General features: G+C 62.5%; 15 protein-coding genes. 9 read left to right on the forward strand and 6 right to left on the reverse strand.

Going from position 1 to position 16,283, the window contains the following annotated elements; genetic code table 11:
* Window positions 1-3 precede the first annotated feature (3 nt).
* Window positions 4-477, forward strand: coding sequence for an SsrA-binding protein SmpB (smpB, locus tag HB375_RS10600; protein WP_167672950.1), 474 nt, complete (start codon window positions 4-6; stop codon window positions 475-477).
* 102 nt (window positions 478-579) lie between these two features.
* Here smpB and HB375_RS10605 read toward each other — a convergent pair whose 3' ends face one another.
* The 5 genes from HB375_RS10605 to rpoZ all read right to left on the reverse strand — a co-directional run bounded on the left by HB375_RS10605 (window position 580) and on the right by rpoZ (window position 5,585).
* Window positions 580-1,254, reverse strand: a complete 675-nt coding sequence (locus HB375_RS10605; protein ID WP_167672951.1) for a LabA-like NYN domain-containing protein — start codon at window positions 1,252-1,254, stop codon at window positions 580-582.
* A 244-nt stretch (window positions 1,255-1,498) separates the two neighbouring features.
* A complete protein-coding gene (gene pyrE, locus HB375_RS10610) occupies window positions 1,499-2,083 on the reverse strand; it encodes an orotate phosphoribosyltransferase (RefSeq protein ID WP_167672952.1) in 585 nt (194 codons plus the stop codon).
* A 70-nt stretch (window positions 2,084-2,153) separates the two neighbouring features.
* The gene (locus HB375_RS10615) at window positions 2,154-2,849 is read right to left on the reverse strand and encodes a gamma-glutamyl-gamma-aminobutyrate hydrolase family protein (RefSeq protein WP_167672953.1); all 696 of its coding nucleotides are present in this window, start codon (window positions 2,847-2,849) and stop codon (window positions 2,154-2,156) included.
* 8 nt (window positions 2,850-2,857) lie between these two features.
* Window positions 2,858-5,017 (reverse strand): RelA/SpoT family protein, encoded by a 2,160-nt coding sequence (locus HB375_RS10620; protein ID WP_167672954.1) that lies wholly within the window; start codon window positions 5,015-5,017, stop codon window positions 2,858-2,860.
* Window positions 5,018-5,183: 166 nt separating this feature from the next.
* On the reverse strand, window positions 5,184-5,585 hold the full coding sequence (gene rpoZ / locus HB375_RS10625; protein WP_167672955.1) for a DNA-directed RNA polymerase subunit omega: 402 nt from the start codon (window positions 5,583-5,585) through the stop codon (window positions 5,184-5,186).
* 430 nt (window positions 5,586-6,015) lie between these two features.
* Here rpoZ and HB375_RS10630 point away from each other — a divergent pair, with 430 nt between their 5' ends.
* Entirely contained in the window at window positions 6,016-7,137 is a 1,122-nt protein-coding gene (locus tag HB375_RS10630; RefSeq protein WP_167672956.1) for a RelA/SpoT domain-containing protein, read from the forward strand.
* Window positions 7,138-7,332: 195 nt separating this feature from the next.
* Here HB375_RS10630 and HB375_RS10635 read toward each other — a convergent pair whose 3' ends face one another.
* Window positions 7,333-9,252: a calcium-binding protein gene (locus tag HB375_RS10635; RefSeq protein WP_167672957.1), complete on the reverse strand. Its 1,920-nt coding sequence runs from the start codon at window positions 9,250-9,252 to the stop codon at window positions 7,333-7,335.
* A 447-nt stretch (window positions 9,253-9,699) separates the two neighbouring features.
* Here HB375_RS10635 and fabD point away from each other — a divergent pair, with 447 nt between their 5' ends.
* The 7 genes from fabD to gmk all read left to right on the forward strand — a co-directional run bounded on the left by fabD (window position 9,700) and on the right by gmk (window position 16,281).
* Window positions 9,700-10,647: an ACP S-malonyltransferase gene (gene fabD, locus HB375_RS10640; RefSeq protein ID WP_167672958.1), complete on the forward strand. Its 948-nt coding sequence runs from the start codon at window positions 9,700-9,702 to the stop codon at window positions 10,645-10,647.
* Window positions 10,648-10,662: 15 nt separating this feature from the next.
* On the forward strand, window positions 10,663-11,400 hold the full coding sequence (gene fabG, locus HB375_RS10645; protein ID WP_167672959.1) for a 3-oxoacyl-[acyl-carrier-protein] reductase: 738 nt from the start codon (window positions 10,663-10,665) through the stop codon (window positions 11,398-11,400).
* 236 nt (window positions 11,401-11,636) lie between these two features.
* Complete coding sequence (locus tag HB375_RS10650) at window positions 11,637-11,873, forward strand: acyl carrier protein (RefSeq protein ID WP_167672960.1); 237 nt, start codon at window positions 11,637-11,639, stop codon at window positions 11,871-11,873.
* A gap of 65 nt (window positions 11,874-11,938) precedes the next feature.
* Window positions 11,939-13,201, forward strand: a complete 1,263-nt coding sequence (gene fabF / locus HB375_RS10655; RefSeq protein ID WP_167672961.1) for a beta-ketoacyl-ACP synthase II — start codon at window positions 11,939-11,941, stop codon at window positions 13,199-13,201.
* A 95-nt stretch (window positions 13,202-13,296) separates the two neighbouring features.
* Window positions 13,297-14,661 (forward strand): endolytic transglycosylase MltG, encoded by a 1,365-nt coding sequence (mltG, locus tag HB375_RS10660; protein WP_167672962.1) that lies wholly within the window; start codon window positions 13,297-13,299, stop codon window positions 14,659-14,661.
* Window positions 14,662-14,738: 77 nt separating this feature from the next.
* Entirely contained in the window at window positions 14,739-15,626 is an 888-nt protein-coding gene (locus HB375_RS10665) for a YicC/YloC family endoribonuclease (protein WP_167672963.1), read from the forward strand.
* 4 nt (window positions 15,627-15,630) lie between these two features.
* The gene (gene gmk, locus HB375_RS10670) at window positions 15,631-16,281 is read left to right on the forward strand and encodes a guanylate kinase (RefSeq protein ID WP_425515171.1); all 651 of its coding nucleotides are present in this window, start codon (window positions 15,631-15,633) and stop codon (window positions 16,279-16,281) included.
* Window positions 16,282-16,283: the final 2 nt, after the last annotated feature.

Genomic DNA, 16,283 nt, shown 5'->3' on the forward strand with positions numbered 1-16,283 from the left:
CCAATGAAGAACGACCCGAAAAGCGCTTATCGCGTTGTCGCCGACAATCGAAAGGCGAGGTTTAACTACGAGATCGTCGATACCTACGAGGCCGGCATCGCGCTGACCGGAACGGAGGTGAAGTCCCTGCGCGAGGGCAAGTCGACCATCGGAGAGTCTTATGCTGGTCCGTCCGGCGAGGAGTTTTTTCTCTTCAACGCCTATATTCCGGAATACCTGCAGGCCAACCGTTTCAACCACGAGCCCAAGCGACCTCGGCGGCTGCTTTTGCACAAGCGCCAGATCGACAAGCTGATCGGTGCAACCCAGCGCGAAGGCTTCACCGTGATCCCGCTGAAGATCTACTTTAATGATCGCGGGCGCGCGAAGGTCGAGCTTGGTTTGGGCCGCGGCAAGAAGCTCCACGACAAGCGCGAGACGGAAAAAGAGCGCACGTGGAATCGCGAGAAATCGCGTCTGATGCGCGAGAAGGGCTGACGCTGGCCGGCGTGCAAACGTTTCAAGCGCTCTGGTTCCCGTGTGAAACCAGAGCGTTTCTTGTTTTCACGGCGCGCCAAACAGCACGCCAGATGCGCCGCATCAAACCTCGAGATCGTCATCCTGCGGCTGGCGGATGCCATAGCGGCGCTCCAGCCCGCCGCTCTGCGGCTGCCCCTGCCCCTGCCCCTGCGGGGGGCGCGGGCGCTCGGGGCGTTCGCCAGTCTCGCCCGGCGCACGTTGGGGCCGATCGGAAGGGTCGCGGCCGATGCGGGAGGCCAACTGCGACAGGTCGAGGAACTCGTCTGCCTGGCGGCGCAGCTCGTCGGCCACCATGGGCGGCTGGGTGGTCACGGTGGAGACCACTGAAACCCGGACGCCGCGGCGCTGCATGGCCTCTACCAGAGACCGGAAGTCGCCGTCGCCGGAGAACAGGACCATGTGGTCGATGTAAGGGGCAAGCTCAAGCGCATCGATGGCGAGCTCGATATCCATGTTGCCCTTCACCTTGCGGCGACCCGCGGAGTCCACGAACTCCTTGGTGGGCTTCGTCACGACCCGGTAGCCGTTATAGTCGAGCCAGTCGATGAGCGGGCGGATGGAGGAATATTCCTGATCTTCAACCAGGGCGGTGTAATAGAAAGCACGGACCAGCGTGCCGCGGCTTTGAAATTCTTTGAGCAGGCGCTTGTAGTCGATATCGAAGCCAAGCGTTTTGGTCGTCGCGTAAAGGTTGGCTCCGTCGATGAAGAGAGCGATCCGTTGCTGGCCTGACATCAATATTCTCTTGTTCAGTCTGCCAGGGCCTTAGCCATAACCGTGTCTAACAAAGCGACATCAAAATAACTCGCGCCTGAAATATAATTGCGCGACTGATTTGCGACGTGCCTGGAAACAGGCTGCTATAAACCCATCAGACGAGTAAAAACGACAACGCCCGATAGTAAAGCCACGCGCTTTGGAGGTGTCAAGTTCATGACACCTGAAAGATCAAGCACTTGGCGAAAGAATGAACATCTTTCTACGTTTTAAGATTACGGCTTCCCGGCTTGACCGCAGGTAAGGCCGCAAGCTCGGGCGGAAGCTGATCCGGCGCATAAGCGGGAATATCGAGCTGGACCAAGGAAACCAGCGGCGTACCGAGATCTGCCTTGCCGCCTGAGCGGTCGATGAGGCAGGCCGCACCCAGGATCTTGCCCGGATGCTCGCGCAGGGCGGCCAGGCACTCGCGGGAGGAGAGACCGGTCGTCACGATGTCTTCCACCATCACGACCCTGGCGCCTTCCGGAATGACAAAGCCGCGCCGCAGCACGAACTCGCCATTCTCCCGCTCAACGAAGATCGCCTTGCAACCCAGGTGCCGCGCCGTCTCATAGCCCGGCACGATGCCGCCGACCGCGGGCGAGACGACATAATCGACCTCGCCATAGGCCTCCCTGATCTTCGCCGCCAGCGCCTTGCACACCCGCTCCGTGCGGGTGGGGTCCTGGAACACGAACATCTTCTGGAGGAAAACCGGGCTGTGCAGCCCCGATGAGAGAACGAAATGCCCTTCCAGCAAAGCGCCAGCGGAACGGAATTCATCGAGAACTTCGGTGGGGGTCATCGGCCGTCTCTCCTAACGTCGCCGATGTCTGGCAGGCAAGCCGCCGGGACGCAAGGGCTAAACGCCGGGCTTAGGCGTTCCTCGCCGCCTCCACGAACGCCTTGAATACTCCATTGCCCGGATGCTCGGTCCGCGCGAAAGCCTCCTGGTGCCATTGGAGGCCCAACGCGAAGCGGCGGGAGGGGATTTCGACGGCTTCGATGACGCCGTCATCCGCTTTCGCAGCGATCACGGCTTGGCCGGATACCTCTACAATCGCTTCTTGATGGCGGCTGTTCACGTCCATGCGTGCTGCGCCGACGATACGTGAGAGCATCGTGCCGGGCGTGATCGAGACGGAATGGACCGCGCCGCGATTGTCGTGGTCGAGAATGTGCGCGCCCGTTTCGCGGATCTTGTGCACCATGCGCCCGCCGTGGAGGCAGGTGAGCATCTGCATGCCGTTGCAGATGCCGAGCACCGGCTTGTCGTGATCGAGGAAGCCGCGCATCAGCGCCTGCTCGACCTCCAGCCGCTCCGATGAGGGATAGCGGGATTCGTCGCCCACGTACCAGTCGCGCGGAAACTGGATGCGCCCGCCGACGCTGACGAACCCGTCGAATTCAGCGACAACTGAATCGACCATGTCGATGAAGTACGGAATGCCGAAGGGCACGCCGCCCGCGCGATGCACGGCGACGAAATAGGCCTTCGTTGTCTCATAGAGCGTGCCATCGCCGCTGGTGTTCTCGTCCATGATGATGGCGATGCGAGGCTTGGCTTTCATGGTGCTTCTTATCCGTTGACGCGGTCGACGCGGCTGACCACGCGCTTGGCGCGCAGCTCCGCGATGATGGCGTTGAGATGCTTGAGGTCCCAGACCGTCAGGTCGACGGTCATGTCCGTGAAGTCTTGGGTGCGGCGCTTCATCGACACGTTGTCGATGTTGCCGTCATGGTCGGCAATGACTTGCGCGATCTGCGCCAATGAGCCCGGCTCATTGATCGATTGCAGCTTGATGCGCGCGGGGAAGCGCTGGCGGTCGCTGGTCTCCAGATCCCAGCGCACGTCGATCCAACGGTCTGGCTCGTTGTCGAAAGCGGCGAGCGCGGAAGACTGGATCGGATAGATCGTCACGCCTTCGCCGGGCGTCAGAATGCCGACGATGCGGTCACCCGGGACGGCGCCGCCTTCCGGCGCGAAGCGGATCGGCATGTCGGAATTGAGCCCCCTGATCGGGATACCGGAAGGCGTCGACTCGCCGCTCTGGCCGTCGGCTTGGGCGACGCCCACCGTGGGCACCGGGCGCCGCTCGTCCTTGTAGTCGGGATAGACCGCGCGCACCACGTCGCCGGAAAACATCTCGCCGCGTCCGACGGCGGCCAGCACGTCCTCCATGGAGGCGCGGGCGAGGCGGGGGAGGGCGCCTTTCAGCTTCTCGTCGGAGAAGGCGCGGCCCGCGCGCTCGAAAGCGCGCTCCAGGATTTGATGGCCGAGGCCGGTATATTGCCGCCGCACGGCGGCGCGGGTGGCGCGGCGGATCGAGGCGCGCGCCTTGCCGGTCATAACGAGCGACTCCCAGGCCGCAGGTGGCGTCTGACCGTCCGCGCGGACGATCTCGACCTCGTCGCCGTTCTGCAATTCGGTGAGCAGTGGCGACATGCGCCCGTTGATCTTGCAGCCGACCGCGGTGTTGCCGACATCGGTGTGCACCGCATAGGCGAAATCGATGGGCGTAGCCCCACGCGGCAGGGCGATGAGGCGGCCCTTCGGCGTGAAGCAGAAGACCTGATCGTGAAAGAGTTCGAGCTTGGTGTGCTCCAGAAACTCTTCCGGATTGTCACCTTCCGCCAAAAGATCGATGGTGCGCCGCAGCCATTGATAGGCGCGGCTTTCTTTGGCGAGGCGCGAGGAGTCGTTGACGCCTTCCTTGTAGAGCGCGTGCGCGGCGATGCCGTATTCCGCAATCTCGTCCATGTCGCGGGTGCGGATCTGCAGCTCGACGCGCTGGCGGCCAGGGCCGATCACCGTGGTATGGATCGAGCGGTAATCGTTCTGCTTCGGAGTCGAGATGTAATCCTTGTACCGCCCCGGCACCATCGGCCAGGTGGTGTGGACCACGCCGAGCGCGCGATAACATTCGTCGTTGGTGCCGACGATGACGCGGAAGCCGAAGATGTCGGAGAGCTGCTCGAAGGAGACGGACTTGCGCTCCATCTTGCGCCAGATCGAATAGGGCCGCTTCTGCCGTCCCGTGACCTCCGCCTCGATGCCCTGCGCCAGGAGCTTGGCCTTCAGGTCCTGCTCGATCTCCTCGACGAGCTTTTCGGATTTGGATGTGACCTCGCGCAGGTGCCGGCTGATCGCCTCATAGGCTTCCGGGTCGAGGTTCTGGAAGGAGAGGCCCTCCAACTCCTCGCGCATTTCCTGAATACCCATGCGCCCGGCGAGCGGCGCGTAGATCTCCAGCGTCTCCTCGGCGATGCGCTTGCGCTTTTCGGGCGGCATGAAGCCCAAGGTGCGCATGTTGTGCAGGCGGTCGGCGAGCTTGACCAGAAGCACGCGCACGTCGTCCGCGACGGCCAGCAGGAGCTTGCGGAAGTTTTCGCCCTGCGCCGCTCGTTTCGACACGAGGTCGAGGCGCTTGATCTTGGTGAGGCCATCGACCAGCGCGCCGATCTGCGGCCCGAAGGACTTGTTGATCTCTTCAAGCGTCGCCTGCGTGTCCTCCACCGTGTCGTGGAGCACCGCCGCCGCGATGGTGGCATCGTCGAGCTTGAGATCGGTGAGGATGGCCGCGACTTCGAGCGGATGGCCGAAGAAGAGGTCGCCGGAGGCCCGTTTCTGGTTGCCATGCGCCATCATGGCGTAGACGTAAGCCCGGTTCAGAAGCGCCTCGTCGGTCGAGGGGTTGTAGCGCTTGACCCGCTCGACAAGTTCATATTGGCGCATCATCCGGCCGCCGTCTCCTTTTCACCTCGGTTTAGGGGGGCTGAAGTTAAAAGGATATTGTGGGCGGGGGGCTCTCTGCAAGATTTCTCATTGCCTCAGCAGGCTTGAGGAACAAAAAGCCCGGCGCTGGGCCGGGCTTTTCGGAAAAAATCGCTTGGTTTGCCGAGGCTTATTCGCGGTCGTCGTCGTCCGCGCTGCTGCTCGGGGGCACGAGGCCTTCGAGGCCGCGCAGCAGGTCCTCTTCGCTCATGCGGTCGAACTGCACGTCCGAGTCGTCCCCGCTGGAAGCAGCGGCGGCGGTGTTGCCGATAAGCGGAACAGTCTCGGCCTCCGGCTCGTCCACTTCGACATACTTCTGCATGGAGTGGATGAGCTGCTCCTTCAGATCGTCGGGAGCGATGGTTTCGTCCGCGATCTCGCGGAGAGCCACGACGGGATTTTTGTCACGGTCGCGGTCGATAGTGAGCGGCGAGCCCGAGGAGATCAGGCGGGCGCGGTGGCTGGCGAGCAGCACGAGCTCAAACCGGTTGTCGACCTTGTCGATGCAATCTTCGACGGTCACACGAGCCATGAAGAGGCTCCTTCTCAAGGTTCGAAAAAACTGGAAGCGCGGTAAGTACACCGGACGGTTGGATAAAACAAGGGGAGGGGGCCCTTTGGCGCACCGTCCCGGTGCGTCGTGAGGCAGGCCTTTGTGAGTTCTGCCATGTCAAAGAGCAAGCGCCTTCGGGCGCGGGGCTTTGGGGCTCCGGGCCTGAAGGGGATCGAGGGAGGCGCGGTGTGCGGTCCGGCTCGATGGCAGCTTGGCCTGGGCCTCCCGCCGGGTGGGGTTGCGTTTCCCCCAGCCGCGGGACCGTGCCCGACCCCACAATTCACGACGCCTCGCGAGCGCTGCCCCTCGGTGGGCCGGGACAGCCTCACCATATCCATCTCAGGAATAATGCGGGATATTATACTTCGCGTACCCAAATGTTATTCCTAACATCGCAGGAGGGTAGCTGATGACCCTTGCCGCGATCTCGGTGGAGCTAGGGCCGCCCCTCGATTGCGAGGAAGAAGAATGGCTTCTGGCGCTTGCCGATATGGAGAATTGGACTGCCCCGGAGTTCTCAAGGAACCAAGCCGATAGGGCTGGCGATGTCCTGCGTGGGACTGTCACGCCGGGGGATGAGGCTCTATGGGTCTATCGGGTCATCAATAACTGGCGTCAGTCGCATGACTTCCCCCTCGCACGGATAAGGCTTGATCTAAGGCGGCATGCGAGGCGAGTGCAAAAGACCGCCTTAGTTGTCGGTCGGATCAAGCGCCTGCAATCGGTCAGAGAGAAGTTGCGTACTAACGACACAATGGATTTGACCCAAATTCAGGACATTGGCGGTTGCCGCGCCGTCATGAAATCCATGGCAGAAGTAAATCGCCTACTCGAGATCTACAAAGAGAGAAACGACTTCGAGCATATGTTCAGGTGGCAAAGCCCGTACATCGACAACCCAAAGCCTACCGGATATAGAAGCCACCACTTAATCTACCAATTCCAGAACACGCCGGGCGGAACCGATGTTTTTAATAAGCATCGGGTCGAAATGCAGATCCGCACTAGGCTTCAACATGCCTGGGCAACTGCGGTTGAGACTGTGGGGATGTTCACTGGACACGCCCTCAAGGCGAATGTCGGAGACCAGGATTGGCTGCGTCTCTTTGCGCTAATGTCTTCTGAGTTTGCCGAGATGGAGGGTACTGCTGTCGTTCCAGGAACCCCAGAGCGGCGTTCGGATCGTGTCTATGAAATCCGGCATCTCGCCAAGCAGCTTAGGGCTGTCCAGACACTCGATGCGTACAGCCATGCCGTTTATGAGTTAGGCCACTTCGAGAAGCACGCGAGATATTTTCTCCTTCAATACGACTATAAAGCAAACAAAATCTATGCCGAAGGCTTCTTCCGAGGTGAGATCAAGACAGCGAATGCTTGGTACGAAGAAGCGGAGAAGGAAGCCACCGCTCGAAACCGAAACGTCGTTCTAGTATCTGCCGACTCCTTGGATCAATTACGCTCTGCTTACCCAAATTACTTTCTGGATGCAGGAAAATTCACGAACCATCTTTGGCGCGTGATCCAGAAGTAGGCTTTCGACGCGCCTTCAAGGCCATTGCGCATCCGGATCTCCGGCGGCAGGCCGTGGCGCTCGTGCGGGCGATTGCGGCGGTGAAGGCGTGGACCCTTTGCCTCTGTCATCCCCGGGCTCGCTGAGAGTCGAGGATCGAAATGGCCGGGACAAGCCCGGCCACGACGACATTGTTCGTGTTACGGCAGCTGTGGATCAGATCACGAAGATGTCCGCGTAGGTCATCTTGAGGTTCTTCGACAAAACGGCGATCTCCACCGCCTTGATGCTGCCGGTCCCATCCGCGTCGTAGGAAAGAACGCCGGTCTTCTTGTTGTAGATGATCCTGTCGTCGGCATCGTGCGCGCCGCTGCCCACCCAGAACGCCTTCTTGTCGATCTTCAGCGGCTTCTTGGGCGTGCCCTTTCCGATCTTCGTCATGTACTTGTTCTCGAGATAGATGCTGTCGTCCCGGACATTGAAGTCGAGCACCCGGTCGAGATTCGTCTTCTTGTTGAGCTTGGTGTCGAAGACGAAAATGTCCTTGCCCACACCTCCGGTCAGCGTATCGAGGCCGAGGCCCGCCAACGTGTTGCCCGCGCCGCCGATCAGCATGTCGTTGCCGCTAAGGCCGTTGAGCACGTTCGCTGAAGCATTGCCGGTGACTGTGTTGGCGCTGTCGTTGCCGGTGAGATTGATCGCCCCGGTTTCCAGGGCCGACAGGTTCTCAAAGGTGGCGCCGAGGACGTAAGAGAAGCCGGCAAAGATGGTATCGGTCCCGCCATTGGCCTGCTCGATAAGAATATCTTCTGCGTCGATCACGTAAATGTCGTCGCCCGCGCCGCCGGTGAGCGTGTCGCGGCCCGTGCCGCCGTCCAGCCGGTCGCTTCCATCCTCACCATGAAGATCGTCATTACCGGCGCCGCCAGAGAGGCTGTCGTCACCCCCGCCGCCACGCAGGACGTCCGCGCCGTTGGTGCCCGCGAACTGTTCGCTTCCATCGGTCCCGGTCCAGTTGATGCCGGGGCTCCGCGGATCGAAGATCTGGGCCTTGATGTGGCTCGGCGGGCCGCCGGGGCCGCCGCCGTCATCCGCCCAGCCCACGACGAAACGCCCGTCCGCGAGCCCCGTGATCGTCGGGTCGGTTTGCATGCCGGCATTTCCGTTCGGATGGACCGTGAAGGAATCGCCCGTGGCGGTTCCGTTGCTGGCGAAGGCGCGGGCGATGATGTCGTTCGAGGTTTTCTGGACGGCGATGGCGAAGCCGCCGTCGGCCAGCACCGTCACGGCCGTCTTCTCGTAACGCCGCCCTCCCGACAGAAGGTCGATGGTTTGCGAAGCAACCCCGTCGGCACCATAGATGATGGTTTGGACGGTGTCCGTGGAGAAGGGGTCGGATGCGATCCAGGTGACGATGAACTTTCCGTCCTTGAGCGCCGTGATGCGCACGTCCGAACGGATGAGGTTCGGATCAACCGGGATAGTCCACTCCTGATCGATGGCGCTGGCGCTCTGGGAGCGCACCAAGATGCTGTTATCGGACGCCAGCGCGGCGGTGAGGAAGAGGCCTTTGTAACGACCGAAGTCAGTGACCGCCACAGACGGGGATTGGTATGTCCCGCCTATGATCATCGTTGTCCCGACCACGCCGCCGGTTGCACCGAACACAAAGTTCGAAACACCAGTGGTGCCGTTATAGCCGAGGTGGGACACGAGGAATCCGTCGCCGAAGGCGGCAATAGCCGGCTTGGTCTGATCGCCGGCCGCACTCCCGAAAGTAATCTCATTGGCGTTGACCGGCTGCGCATTTTGGTCAAAGACGCGCGCCCGCACGTCCATGTTGGTTCCGTTGTACGATGCGAACGCCACGGCGAAGCCGCCGCCCTTCAGCGCCGTGACGACGGGGTTGATCTGGTAACCGCTGTCCACGGTGTTGACCTTGAAGGCATCTCCCTTCTTGCTGCCGTCCGCATTGAAGAGCTGGCCCCAAACATCGGTGTCGGCGTCATTGCCGTTGTCGGCCCATACCGCGACGAAGGTGCCGTCTTTGAGCGCCGTGAAATTCGAGTGATATTGCGTGCCGTCATCGGTGCTGCTGGCGTCGATTCTGGCTCCCCAAGAAACAGGTGCAGGCATGGCTTGGCTCTCCTCGTCTCGCGCTTGCCCCTTGAGAGCGCGACCGCGCGCGGGGGCGAAAGTTGACATGGTCAGAAGCCCTTCAAACCCGGGACTTCCGTTCACGACTTTCCTAGGCAAGTGATTTCCCTAGCGACCCATGTGAACAAACGGTATTTTTCCGCCACGTGCGCGGACGCACGTGAGAATTGTGTGTTCAAAGATGGGCCGCGCGACCCTCGCCTATCCGTCCAGCTCCGGAGAGCGCCCGGACAAGGACGCTCCGCCTTTGCGTCGTGAAGGGGAGGGAATAAACGATCATGGCCGGGACAGTGGTGGGGCGTTAAGAGGAACGACGAGCCCAAACTGTCCACGCATCAAGCCTCGCCCCAACCCCCACCGCGCTTGACTAAACTTCGCCGCAATGCCAGTTCCGCGCGGGTTTTCAACAGACAAAGGCGGCTCGGCATGAAGCGCGCATTCATCTTTCCGGGGCAGGGAAGCCAGGCGGTCGGGATGGGCAAGGCTCTCGCGGAAAACTTTCCGCAGGCCAAGGCGGTTTTCGACGAGGTGGATGACGCCCTCTCGCAAAAGCTCTCCGCTATCATGTGGGACGGTCCTGCCGAGGACCTGACGCTCACCGCGAACACGCAGCCCGCCCTGATGGCCGTCAGCCTCGCCGCGATCCGCGTGCTGGAGGCGGAGGCCGGGCTCGACCTGAAGAAGCACGCGACTTACGTCGCGGGCCACTCGCTCGGCGAATATTCGGCGCTTGCCGCCGCCGGCAGCCTTTCCATCGCCGACACGGCGCGGCTTTTGCGCATTCGCGGCAACGCCATGCAGAACGCGGTGCCGGTGGGGCAGGGCGCGATGGCGGCGCTCCTCGGGCTCGAATACGACGCGGCGCTCGAAGTCGCCAAGGCGGCGGCTCAGGGCGAGGTTTGTGACGCAGCCAACGACAATGGCGGCGCGCAGGTCGTGGTGTCCGGCCACAAGGCGGCGGTGGAGCGGGCGGTCGTCATCGCCCAGGAAAAGGGCGCGAAACGCGCGGTGATGCTGGCCGTGTCCGCCCCCTTCCATTGCGCGCTCATGGCGCCTGCTGCGGAGGCGATGCGCGAGGCTTTGGCGAAGGTGACCGTGAACGCGCCTGTCGTGCCGGTCGTCGCCAACGTGGAAGCGGCCCCCATCACCGACCCCAACGCGATCCGCGACGCCCTGGTGCGTCAGGTCACGGGCACCGTGCGCTGGCGCGAGAGCGTCGCCTATATGGCAGCTCAAGGGGTTGATTCATTCTACGAGGTCGGCTCCGGCAAGGTGCTGACCGGACTCGTCAAGCGCATCGCGGCGGGGGCCTCGTCGGCTGCCATCGGCACCCCTGAGGATGTCGCCGCCTTCAAAGCGTCCCTGCAAGGATAACAGGAGAGCCTTCCCATGTTCGATCTTACCGGCCGCAAGGCTCTCGTGACCGGGGCTACCGGCGGCATCGGCGGCGCCATCGCCCGCGCGTTGCACCAGCAAGGCGCCATCGTCACCCTGTCCGGCACCCGCCGCAGCGCGCTCGAAGAACTCGCCGCGTCGCTGGGCGAGCGCGTCCATATCGTCGAGGCGAATCTCTCCGACAAGGACTCGGTCGAGGCGCTCGTTCCGGCGGCTGAGGCCGCCATGGACGGTCTCGACATCCTGGTCAACAACGCGGGCGTGACGCGCGACAACCTCTTCATGCGCATGAAGGACGAGGAGTGGGACACGGTGATCGCCGTCAACCTCACGGCCGCCTTCCGCCTTTCCCGCGCCGCCGTGAAGGGCATGATGCGCCGCCGCCATGGCCGCATCGTCAATATCGGCTCGGTCGTCGGCTCCACCGGCAATCCGGGGCAGGGCAACTATGCCGCGTCCAAGGCCGGCCTCATCGGCATGACCAAGGCCCTTGCGGCGGAGGTCGCCAGCCGCAATATCACGGTCAACTGCGTGGCCCCCGGCTTCATCGAGTCGCCCATGACGGACGTTCTCAACGAGAAGCAGCGTGAGGGTATTTTGGGGACTATCCCCATGGGACGCCTGGGCCAGGGTGATGAAATTGCGTCGTCCGTGGTGTATCTTGCGTCCACCGAAGCTGCTTACGTGACGGGGCACACCCTGCACGTGAACGGCGGAATGGCTATGTTCTAGAGGGGCTTAGCCCCTCTGACGGAATCTGTTTGCGAAAGTCCGACACCCCTCGCCAGAGGCGATAAGCTTGTGTTAAGGATTTTCTCGATTCAGGTCGGAGGGGTTGACCGGCGCGGAAAAATGCGGCTTTGCACGGCGCAAGGTAGCGGTTCCAGCGTTGTCGGCTGAGCAGCTGATCTAATTTCGATTTCTTGACCCGCCCAATTCCGAGGCGGCAGCCACTGAGGAAAAATACGATGAGTGACGTCGCTGATCGCGTGAAGAAGATCGTTGTCGAGCACCTGGGCGTCGACGCCGAGAAGGTGACCGACAATGCCAACTTCATCGACGACCTGGGCGCCGACAGCCTTGATACCGTCGAGCTCGTGATGGCCTTCGAGGAAGAGTTCAACGTCGAGATCCCGGACGATGCGGCCGAGACCATCGTGACGGTCGGCGACGCCATCAAGTTCCTCGAGAAGAACGCGGCCTAAAAAGCCATGGGGCGTCGGATCAAGTGATCCGACGCCCGAATTTTATTCAGAAGACAGGATATAGCATGCGTCGTGTTGTCGTCACGGGTCTAGGCATGGTCAGCCCCCTCGCTTGCGGGGTGGAAGAGACATGGTCGCAAATCCTCGATAGCAAGAGCGGCGCAAAGAAGGTCGAAGGCTTTGAGACCGGTGACCTCGCCTGTCGCATCGCCGCCCAAGTTCCCTTCGGCGACGGCTCCAACGGCACCTTCAATCCCGACCAGTGGATGGAGCCGAAGGAGCAGCGCAAGGTCGATCCGTTCATCGTCTACGCCATGTCGGCGGCGACCCAGGCGCTCAACGACGCGGGCTGGAAGCCCACGACCTATGAAGACCAGTGCGCCTCCGGCGTGCTCATCGGCTCCGGCATAGGCGGTATCGGTGGCATCTATGAGGCCTCGCAGATTCTGATCGAGCGTGGCCCGCGCCGCATCTCGCCGTTCTTCATTCCCGGCCGCCTTATCAACCTGGCGGGCGGCTACGTTTCCATTGAGCACGGCCTGAAGGGCCCGAACCACGCGGTCGTCACCGCCTGCTCCACCGGCTCGCACGCCATTGGCGACGCGGCCCGCCTGATCGCGTTCGGCGATGCGGATGTGATGGTGGCCGGCGGCACGGAATCGCCGATCAACCGGCTCTCTCTCGCGGGCTTTGCCGCCTGCCGCGCTCTCTCCACGGCTTTCAATGACGAGCCGACCAAGGCCTCGCGCCCCTACGACAAGGACCGTGACGGCTTCGTCATGGGCGAGGGCGCGGGCGTGGTGGTGCTCGAAGAGTACGAACACGCCAAGGCGCGCGGCGCCAAGATGTATGCCGAAGTCATCGGCTACGGCCTGTCGGGCGACGCCTATCACATCACCTCGCCGTCGGAAGACGGTGACGGCGCCTATCGCTGCATGGCCGCCGCCATCAAGCGCGCGGGCATCTCGGCCTCCGAGATCGACTACATCAACGCCCACGGCACCTCGACCCCACTCGGTGACGAGATCGAGCTGAAGGCGGTCGAGCGGATCGTCGGCAATGCGGCGGGCAAGCTCGCCATGTCCTCGACCAAGTCGGCCGTCGGTCACCTGCTGGGTGCTGCAGGCGCGGTGGAGGCGATTTTCTCCATCCTCGCGATGCGCGACGGCATCGTTCCGCCGACGCTCAACCTCGACAATCCGTCCGTCGAAACCGCCATCGACCTTGTTCCCCACAAGGCGAAGCGGAAGGAGATCAATGTCGCGCTGTCTAACTCCTTCGGGTTCGGCGGTACCAACGCGTCGTTGATTTTCCGCCGGGTCTCCTGAGGATAACAGCTCTACGTTACGGCTTTTCGCCATAATCCCCATTAGGGTGTCGGACGACCCGAGAGGCCACCGGTCGGCACCAGAAAAGCGACGTGATGTTCGGCAGAAAAAAACAGAACCAGTTACCCCCGACCGAGCTTCCGCCGCACGACGGGCAGCATCCGCGCGTGGCGCCGAGATCGCCGAGCGAGGCGATCAAGCCCATGGCCGCCCCGCCGCCGCCGCCGCGGCTGCGCCGCGAAAGGGGCGGGCTTCTCTCCGTGGTGAGCGGGCTTCTGACCCTCATCATTGCGCTCGCCATCGGCTCCGTCGTCGGGTTCACCCTGATTGAGCGCGAGGTAACCGCCAAGGGGCCGCTGCAGAACGACAAGGTCGTTCTCATCCCGCGCAATACCGGCACGAGCGAAATCGCTGATATCCTGAAAGAGGAAGGGGTCATCAATCAGCCGCTGCTGTTTGAAGCCTATGCCCTCATCAACCGCCAGCGCGGCCAGCTGAAGGCCGGCGAGTTCCAGTTCAAAGCGGGCGCGAGCATCCAGGACACCATCGACACGCTCGCCCAGGGCAAGGCGATCCTGCATTCGGTCACGATTCCGGAGGGGCTGACCAGCGAGCAGATCGTGGCCCGGCTCTACGAGAACGACATCCTGTCTGGCGAAATCGCAGAGACCCCGCGTGAGGGGGCGCTCCTGCCCGATACCTACAAGTTCGAGCGCGGCACCACGCGTCAGCAGATCGTCAACACCATGCAGTCGGCCCAGCGCCAGGCACTCGCCCAGATCTGGCAACGCCGCTCGCCGGAACTGCCGATCAAGAGCGCGCAGGAACTCGTCATCCTCGCCTCGGTCGTCGAGAAGGAAACGGGCCGCGCCGACGAGCGCACGCGGGTTGCGGGGGTGTTCATCAACCGCCTCATGCGCCGCATGAAGCTCCAGTCCGACCCGACCATCGTGTATGGCCTCGTGGGCGGCAAGGGCACGCTCGGCCGCGGCATCATGAAGAATGAGATCGAGTCGCCGACGCCCTACAACACCTATGTGATCGAAGGCCTGCCGCCAGGCCCCATCGCCAATCCCGGCCGGGCGGCGCTGGAGGCGGTCGCCAATCCTTCTCGCACCAAGGATCTGTACTTCGTCGCCGACGGCACGGGCGGTCACACCTTCGCCGAGACCCTCGATCAGCACCAGCGCAATGTCACCCGCTGGCGGCAGATCGAAAAGAGCCGCGCCGCCTCGGATAACGGCGTCGATCGGGCCGATCCCGATGCCAACGCGGGGCCGGACGCGCCGCAGTCGGACCTGCGCGGCACTATCGACCCGACGGGAGGCAAGGGGTCGTTGAAGCCGGGCGCACGCCCGCGCGCCTTCGACGCCAGCGAAGGGACCGACAAGGATCCGCTGAAGAACAAGACCTACGATCTCAATAATCCCAAGAACGTCCCTGTTCTGAAGCAGCCCTGACGGGGCTGGCGCTTGTGGGGTCAGGCGGCCCCGATTATGGTCGCGCCGTCTTTTCAAGCATGCCCGAGGTTGAACGCATGACCATTGCGAGCATGACCGGCTTCGCCCGCGAGGCCGGCATCACCGGCCCTTATCAATGGGCCTGGGAAATCAAGACCGTGAACGGACGAGGGCTTGAGGTTCGCGTTCGTACCCCCTCCGGCCTCGACGCGGTCGGTGAGGACGCGCGCAATCAGATTCTCAAAGCCTTCACCCGCGGGCAGGGGCAACTGAACCTCTCGATCACCAAGGCATCCTCGGCGCCGAAGCTGCGCGTGAACCAGGACGTGCTACAATCGCTCCTCGCCGCCATCGGCGACCTGAAGCTGCCCGACGGCGTGAAGCCTGCCTCCCTCGACGGCCTTCTCTCGGTTCGCGGCGTCGTGGAGCTGGATGAGGATGCGACCGAACCGGGTCTGGACGAAGTGCTTGCCGCAGCGCTGAAGGCGGGCATCGGATCGCTGATCGCGGCTCTGAAAGACGCGCGCCTGCGCGAGGGTAAGGCGCTGGCTTCCGTGCTGCGTCAGCAGCTCGACCTCGTTTCCGGCCTTGTCGATGAGGCGGATTCCTCGCCCGCCCGTCGGCCCGAGGCCGTGCGGGCACGGCTCGAAGCGCTCATCGATCAGCTACTCGAAGGCAAGGCGGCGCTCGATCCGGCGCGGCTGCATCAGGAGGCGGTGCTGATCGCCGCCCGCTCCGACATTCGCGAAGAACTCGACCGCCTGCGCGCCCATGTGGACGCTGCGTGCGGATTGCTCAATGAAGGCGGCCCGGTGGGGCGCAGGCTCGATTTTCTGGCGCAGGAATTCGGCCGCGAGGCCAATACCCTGTGTGCGAAGGCGAATGATGTGTCCCTCTCGCGGATCGGTCTTGAATTGAAGGCCGTTATCGAGCAATTCCGCGAGCAGGTTCAAAATGTGGAGTGAGGTCGTGAGCGCTAATTCAAACCCGGTCGTCGGGCGACGTGGCCTCATTCTTATCCTGTCGTCCCCCTCCGGCGCAGGCAAAACGACCCTGACGCGGAACCTCGTCGATGACAAAGCGGGTGTGCTGTCGATATCTGTCACCACGCGGCCGAAGCGTCCTTCGGAAATCGAGGGGCGTCACTACTACTTCATCGACAAGGACGAGTTCATCGCAATGCGCGAACGCGATGAACTTTTGGAGTGGGCCGAAGTCCATGGCAATTTCTACGGCACGCCGCGTAAGCCGGTGGAGCGTACGCTCGCCGCCGGTCAGGACATGGTTTTCGATATCGATTATCAAGGGACGCGGCAGGTTCGCCAAAAGCTGCCCAACGATGTTGTAACCGTTTTCGTCCTGCCGCCGAGCTTTAAGGAGCTAAAGGCCCGGCTGGAGCGACGAGCTGAGGATCCGCCCGAGGTCATCGCCAAACGCCTCGTCAACGCCCGCGTCGAGATGGAACGCTGGGTCGAGTACGACTACGTGATCGTGAACGAGGATCTCAGTGTGTCCTATCAAAGCCTGAAAGCGATTCAGGCCGCCGAGCGCCTCAAACGTGATCGGCTCGTCGGTCTACCCGAATTTGTTCAAGGGCTTCTCTCTGAGAATCTGGACTAAAA

This window comes from Microvirga terricola (assembly GCF_011777495.1).
GTDB classification, from domain to species: Bacteria; Pseudomonadota; Alphaproteobacteria; order Rhizobiales; family Beijerinckiaceae; genus Microvirga; species Microvirga terricola.

Bases quoted from the DNA above. Each gene is read 5' to 3' on its own strand.
- smpB (WP_167672950.1), top strand. From the start codon at position 4: ATGAAGAACGACCCGAAAAGCGCTTATCGCGTTGTCGCCGACAATCGA.
- fabD (WP_167672958.1), top strand. From the start codon at position 9,700: ATGAAGCGCGCATTCATCTTTCCGGGGCAGGGAAGCCAGGCGGTCGGG.
- HB375_RS10620 (WP_167672954.1), bottom strand. From the start codon at position 5,017: ATGATGCGCCAATATGAACTTGTCGAGCGGGTCAAGCGCTACAACCCC.
- HB375_RS10650 (WP_167672960.1), top strand. From the start codon at position 11,637: ATGAGTGACGTCGCTGATCGCGTGAAGAAGATCGTTGTCGAGCACCTG.
- HB375_RS10635 (WP_167672957.1), bottom strand. From the start codon at position 9,252: ATGCCTGCACCTGTTTCTTGGGGAGCCAGAATCGACGCCAGCAGCACC.
- fabF (WP_167672961.1), top strand. From the start codon at position 11,939: ATGCGTCGTGTTGTCGTCACGGGTCTAGGCATGGTCAGCCCCCTCGCT.
- HB375_RS10615 (WP_167672953.1), bottom strand. From the start codon at position 2,849: ATGAAAGCCAAGCCTCGCATCGCCATCATCATGGACGAGAACACCAGC.
- pyrE (WP_167672952.1), bottom strand. From the start codon at position 2,083: ATGACCCCCACCGAAGTTCTCGATGAATTCCGTTCCGCTGGCGCTTTG.
- HB375_RS10665 (WP_167672963.1), top strand. From the start codon at position 14,739: ATGACCATTGCGAGCATGACCGGCTTCGCCCGCGAGGCCGGCATCACC.
- fabG (WP_167672959.1), top strand. From the start codon at position 10,663: ATGTTCGATCTTACCGGCCGCAAGGCTCTCGTGACCGGGGCTACCGGC.
- rpoZ (WP_167672955.1), bottom strand. From the start codon at position 5,585: ATGGCTCGTGTGACCGTCGAAGATTGCATCGACAAGGTCGACAACCGG.
- HB375_RS10605 (WP_167672951.1), bottom strand. From the start codon at position 1,254: ATGTCAGGCCAGCAACGGATCGCTCTCTTCATCGACGGAGCCAACCTT.
- mltG (WP_167672962.1), top strand. From the start codon at position 13,297: ATGTTCGGCAGAAAAAAACAGAACCAGTTACCCCCGACCGAGCTTCCG.
- HB375_RS10630 (WP_167672956.1), top strand. From the start codon at position 6,016: ATGACCCTTGCCGCGATCTCGGTGGAGCTAGGGCCGCCCCTCGATTGC.